Below are 589 nucleotides of genomic sequence, written 5' to 3'. Positions count from 1 at the left end.
TTATATCAGGCGGCGGCTCGTCGCTTATGTGTCTGCCGGTAGAAGATGTACCGTTTGAGCAAAAGCAGGCGCTTAATCAGTTTTTACTTAAAAGCGGTGCAAGCGTTGATGAAATTAACGTTGTGCGCAAACAGCTCTCGCTTGTTAAAGGCGGTAAGTTAGCACAAGCGGCTAAATCGGATTATGTCACGCTGATTATTTCGGATGTAGTAGGGGATAAGCCAAGTGACATTGCATCAGGCCCCACAATTAGCGATAACAGCACTAAAGCCGATGCGCTGGCTATTTTACAAAAGTACAGCTGGCCGGTTATTAACGAAATTGAAGCGCATTTATTAAAGCCTGAGCAGCCACGCGCGGCAGATACTCAAGGCAAACACTTTATTGTGGCTAATGCCCAGCACGCGATTGACAGTGCTATTGATGTAGCACAGCACCAAGGTTGGGATACGCAAGTACTTGGGTACGACATTCAAGGTGAGGCAAAAGAGGTTGCCCGCGCACATGCTAAAATTGCCCTTGAGCAAAAAGCGCAAGGTAAGCGCGTTATGTTGTTCTCTGGCGGTGAGCTTACAGTAACGGTAGCCGA

Annotated in this window: 1 protein-coding gene; it reads left to right on the top strand. The window is 47.7% G+C overall.

Translation table 11 applies throughout. The features are described 5' to 3' along the window. Positions 1 to 26: 26 nt before the first annotated feature. On the top strand, positions 27 to 589 hold a 563-nt coding region (locus tag L650_RS0119275; protein WP_262974703.1), incomplete at its 3' end, for a DUF4147 domain-containing protein.

This window comes from Pseudoalteromonas sp. TB51, from assembly GCF_000498055.1.
Lineage (GTDB): Bacteria > Pseudomonadota > Gammaproteobacteria > Enterobacterales > Alteromonadaceae > Pseudoalteromonas > Pseudoalteromonas atlantica.
The sequence above is the reverse complement of the archived record's forward strand: the minus strand, read 5'-3'. Positions and strand labels throughout refer to the sequence as shown.